The 4,204-nt window shown below is 72.7% G+C and carries 5 protein-coding genes and 1 tRNA gene; 4 read left to right on the plus strand and 2 right to left on the minus strand.

The window, feature by feature from the left end; genetic code table 11:
* Nucleotides 1–228 precede the first annotated feature (228 nt).
* From ACFW9D_RS03900 to ACFW9D_RS03910, 3 genes are all read left to right on the plus strand, one after another.
* Nucleotides 229–846, plus strand: coding sequence for an RNA polymerase sigma factor (locus ACFW9D_RS03900; protein ID WP_384617400.1), 618 nt, complete (start codon nt 229–231; stop codon nt 844–846).
* On the plus strand, nt 839–1,816 hold the full coding sequence (locus ACFW9D_RS03905) for a CU044_5270 family protein (RefSeq protein WP_384617402.1): 978 nt from the start codon (nt 839–841) through the stop codon (nt 1,814–1,816). The genes ACFW9D_RS03900 and ACFW9D_RS03905 overlap by 8 nt, the downstream gene beginning before the upstream one ends.
* A gap of 50 nt (nt 1,817–1,866) precedes the next feature.
* Nucleotides 1,867–1,951 (plus strand) — tRNA-Ser (locus ACFW9D_RS03910).
* A 57-nt stretch (nt 1,952–2,008) separates the two neighbouring features.
* On the opposite strand, the gene ACFW9D_RS03915 is transcribed toward ACFW9D_RS03910, so the two are convergent.
* Both ACFW9D_RS03915 and ACFW9D_RS03920 read right to left on the minus strand, forming a co-directional pair.
* Nucleotides 2,009–2,488: a hypothetical protein gene (locus ACFW9D_RS03915; protein WP_384617405.1), complete on the minus strand. Its 480-nt coding sequence runs from the start codon at nt 2,486–2,488 to the stop codon at nt 2,009–2,011.
* A gap of 28 nt (nt 2,489–2,516) precedes the next feature.
* Nucleotides 2,517–3,428: a bifunctional DNA primase/polymerase gene (locus tag ACFW9D_RS03920; protein WP_188337883.1), complete on the minus strand. Its 912-nt coding sequence runs from the start codon at nt 3,426–3,428 to the stop codon at nt 2,517–2,519.
* A gap of 324 nt (nt 3,429–3,752) precedes the next feature.
* Here ACFW9D_RS03920 and ACFW9D_RS03925 point away from each other — a divergent pair, with 324 nt between their 5' ends.
* Nucleotides 3,753–4,064: a hypothetical protein gene (locus ACFW9D_RS03925; RefSeq protein ID WP_188337882.1), complete on the plus strand. Its 312-nt coding sequence runs from the start codon at nt 3,753–3,755 to the stop codon at nt 4,062–4,064.
* The last annotated feature ends 140 nt before the right edge of the window (nt 4,065–4,204 follow it).

Here is a 4,204-nt window from a genome sequence, read left to right on the forward strand (position 1 = left end):
CGGGGGCCGCACCGCTCCCGCACCCGGCCCCCGCCGGAAAGGGCGCCGCAGCGGAGGCGCCCCCCCCGGGGCGGGGGGGGGGGCGCGGTGCGGCGGGGCCCCCCCCTCCGGCGTTCCGCGCTGCCCGACGTCCGGTTTCCGTCGGAGGGAACTCGTCCCGGCCGAGCGGCGAAGGAGAGGCGAAAGCCCAAGCCTTCGACGCACGTTCCCTGGACGAGAGGAGCCCCGATGACCGGCGAGCCAGGCGTTCGCACGGGGGTGGAGAGCGATGCCTCGGTGATCGCGCGGTCCCGGGACGAACCGGAGGTGTTCGCCGCGCTCTTCGACCGGTACGCCGACGCGGTCCATGGCTATCTGGCCCGCAGGCTCGGCGACGAGCCGGCCGACGACCTCATGGCGGAGACCTTCACGACCGCGTTCCAGCAGCGGCACCGGTACGACCCGGCGCGGGCCACGGGTGACGGTGCCCGGCCCTGGCTGTTCGGCATCGCGACCAACCTGGTCGGCCGGCACCGGCGGGCCGAGGCCCGGCGCTTCAAGGCCCTGGCCCGCGTCCCGGCCCCCGCCGACCACGACGAGCCGCTGGCCGACCGGGCCGCGGCCCGGGTGGGAGCACAGGCCGTACGCCGCGAACTGGCGGCGGCCCTGGCGGCCCTGCCCGCACGGCACCGGGACGTCCTGCTCCTGGTCGCGTGGGGCGGTCTCGGCTACGAGGAGGTGGCCCAGGCCCTGGACGTGCCCGTCGGCACGGTCAGATCACGGCTGCACCGGGCCCGCGGCAAGCTGCGCGAAGCATTGGGCGGATCCGATCCGACGACCCTGCGAGAGGTGTCCGGCCATGAGTGACGAACTCGAACTCCTGCGGGACTGGGACGCGGACGCGGCCCCGCTCACCGACGCGGCCCGGGCACGGGCCCGCCACCGCCTGCTCAACACGATGGTGCGCGACGGTCGGCACCCGCAGGCCGCGCCCAGCCGCCGCCGCGCCCTCCGCCTCGCGACCGCCGCCGTGGCCGCCGTGGCGGTGACGGGAACGGCCGTACTGATCGCCGAGGACGGCTCCGGCGAGACCGGCCGGGCCGGCAGCGCACCGGCGGTCACGCAGACCCCGCGTATGGCCGAGGCCGGCGCCGTGACCGTGCTGCACGGCGCGGCGGCCCGGCTGGGCAAGGGCGAGACGACGCAGGCGCCGCGCGACGACCAGTACATCTACTCGAAGCGGATCATCAGGGAGACGGAGCGGGGGACCGGCAAGGTCAGGACCTATGTGGACACGAACTGGGACTCCGTGGACGGCTCCAAGCGCTCCCTGACCATGGAACTCGGCCATGTGATCTGGGAAGAGCCCATGCAGAAGGGCGAGAGCGTGTGGCCGCCCAGGGAGTGGAGCAAGCTGAAGAAGCTCCCCACCGACCCCGAGCAGCTCGCCTCGGCCGTCATCGGCGTCGGCCGGCCCGGCAAGCCGACGAGCGAGTTCACCGAGGACGACTGGTACATGGCCTACTTCCTGCTCGGCGAGCTTCTGAAGTGGCCGCTGCTGCCCCAGGGCCTGCGCCCGGCCGCGTACGAGGCCCTGGCCCTCGTGCCCGGGGTCAGGAGGGTCGACGGGGTGACGGACTCCGCCGGGCGCACCGGTGTGGGGATCGCCTCGGCGGATCCGCACGCACGGGGCCGCTACCTCATCTTCGACCCGAAGACCTACGAGTTCCTGGGCTTCCGCGACGAGCGGACCAGCAAGTCCGGCGACAAGACCTACGTCCAGGTGTCGCACGTGGTGGACTGGGCGATCGTCGACCGGTTGAGGCAGCGCCCCTAGGCCACGACCTAGCCGGTAGGCTGTAGCCGCTCCGCCGCAGGCGGGGCGCGGGTGGGTTGCCCGAGCGGCCTAAGGGAACGGTCTTGAAAACCGTCGTGGCGCGAGTCACCGTGGGTTCAAATCCCACACCCACCGCAGCGGCCGGACGGCCCCTGACCGGCATCACCGGTCGGGGGCCGTCCGCCTTTCGGCTCACCCGGCGGAGGAGCCGCTCGATATCGTCAGGTCCGACCGCGCCGCCTCGTGCAGCACGTTGAGGGCCTCCACCAGGCGGATCGGGCGGAGCGCGGCCGTCCCGTTCGAGGGGACCCGGGTCGTGCTCAGCAGCTCCCAGGTCCGCTGGTTGACCGCGTGGGCGGCGGTGGCGGCCTTCTCGTTGCTCAGCAGGACGAAGGTCTCGAAGAGGACGGACCTCCTGTTCTCGCTCTCCTCCATCGCGGCCAGCGCCTCGGACGCGTCCGCCCCCTGGTCGCGGGCCCGGCCGGCGTCCATGGCGGCCCGCTGTATCTGCTTGATGCAGGTCACGTAGTCGATGTACGTGTCGAGCTTCCGCTCGTCCCAGCGCGTGGCCATCTCCCTCTGGAACTTGGCCCGTTCGGCGACTGCGGTGGCTACGTAGGACGTCAGGGCGCCGATGAGGACGCCGACCAAGGTGAAGATCTGGGTGGCCATGATCGACAACGTACCGCCGTGCCGGACATCAGCGGGACGCGGTCAGGCGGGCCGCCGAGGCGAGGGTCGAGCGGGTCTCGCGTTCGGTGAGGCCGGTGCGGATCGCGGCGTCGGCGAGGATCTCCAGGAACGCGTCGCCGAGGCCGCTCTCGTGGGCACGGCAGGCCGCCCAGAAGAGGCGCGTGTTGCGCTGTCCTTCATGGGCGCTGAGCACGAACTGGACGAGCCCGTGCCCGTGTTGGCCGGAGTGCGGGACCGCGGCCCGGCCGGTGTGCTGCGGGCGGGGCGGCGGTGTGAGCAGCCGGAGCAGCGCGGGCGGGCAGGCGGCGGGGCTGAGGTGTCCGGTGCCCGGCACTGCGCTGTACACGCCGTGTTCGGTGCGGGAGCCGGGCCCCACGAGGTAGCCGCCGGCGCCGCGGATGTCGATGCCGGGGGCGAGGCGCCCCGCGGAGTTGGGCACGACGACGTCCGGCGGGCCGGTGAGCCACAGGTGTCGGCCGCCGCTCGGGGTGGCCACGACCACGGTGTCGGGGATCGTGAACAGATGCCGTAAAGCCAGTTCGCGCAGCGAAGCGGAGGAATCCGTACCGGACTTGGTGTCCAGGTCGACGCCGATCAGGTGGTACGGCGGCAGGCCGCAGGCGATGCCGTAGCCGGTGGCCCGGGGCGCGGCCGCGAACAGGGCACGGATGCGGCGCGGGTCGGTCGTCGCGTCGTACACCCCGTGGCCGGGGAGCCCGCACTCGCCGTGGCAGCGCGGGGCGGACGGCGGGTCGCCGCGGTGGGGCGAGGGCAGTGCGGGGAGCTTCGTGCGGGAGAGCGGGATGACCGCGAGCCCGCGCTCGGCGGCGGAGAGGGCGTGCGCGAGGGCCAGGGTCGCGAGGGAGGCGCGCGGCACGGCGGAGGTGGGGCGTGCCGGGTGTCGGTCGGTGGTGGCCATGGCTCCATGTTCGTACATCCGTTCGAAAGAGGGAAGTGGGTTGAGCCGTACGGGGTGGCTATTTACCAAAAATGTGCCGAAACGCTTCATCGTCTGGGAGGACTGGGTGTTGATCGTCCCGGAGTGCGGTGTTCGCGGCTGAGCTGGGCTTTTGTGGTCGTGAGGCAGGTTTATCGACTTGTCCTCACGCTTGCGAGCGAATGAGACGGTCCGGGGTGGTTCCCGGCGGATCCGGTGGGCAACTCTGGTCTCGCGACGTCGTGAACATCGCCGGGGCGGTCGGCCAACTTCCCCGGAGCAACCCGTACTTCTGGAGGAAAACACATGGCTTCCATCCGTACCGCCCGCGTCCTCGCCGCCGTCGCCGCCCTGCCTCTGGCCGCCGCTCTGTTCTCCGGGGTGGCGATGGCCGACAACGGAGCGATCGCGGACGACGGATCGAATGCGGGCGTCGCGTCGATCATCGGCAGCGGCGTGGGTCACGACAACTTCGGAAACTCCAGCACCACGCAGCAGCAGGCGGTCGGCGACGGCGCCTCGAACCAGAACAACAACGCCCAGGTGAACGGGTCGGCCTTCACCGCGATCCACCAGTCCAACGAGAACATCGCGGTGCACTTCACCGAGCTCTGGTGACCTCCCGGCTCCTGCGCGGCAGGGGCTCTCCGTGGGGTGCGTGACAGCTGCGCGGGGGGGGGGGGGGGGGCGCCCCCCCGCCCCCGCGGGCGGGCCCGCGGGCGGCCCCGGCGCGCCGGGCGCAGAGCCCAGAACACACG

Source organism: Streptomyces sp. NPDC059524 (assembly GCF_042749255.1).
Taxonomy (GTDB): domain Bacteria; phylum Actinomycetota; class Actinomycetes; order Streptomycetales; family Streptomycetaceae; genus Streptomyces; species Streptomyces xanthii.

Bases quoted from the DNA above. Each gene is read 5' to 3' on its own strand.
- ACFW9D_RS03920 (WP_188337883.1), bottom strand. From the start codon at position 3,428: ATGGCCACCACCGACCGACACCCGGCACGCCCCACCTCCGCCGTGCCG.
- ACFW9D_RS03925 (WP_188337882.1), top strand. From the start codon at position 3,753: ATGGCTTCCATCCGTACCGCCCGCGTCCTCGCCGCCGTCGCCGCCCTG.
- ACFW9D_RS03915 (WP_384617405.1), bottom strand. From the start codon at position 2,488: ATGGCCACCCAGATCTTCACCTTGGTCGGCGTCCTCATCGGCGCCCTG.
- ACFW9D_RS03905 (WP_384617402.1), top strand. From the start codon at position 839: ATGAGTGACGAACTCGAACTCCTGCGGGACTGGGACGCGGACGCGGCC.
- ACFW9D_RS03900 (WP_384617400.1), top strand. From the start codon at position 229: ATGACCGGCGAGCCAGGCGTTCGCACGGGGGTGGAGAGCGATGCCTCG.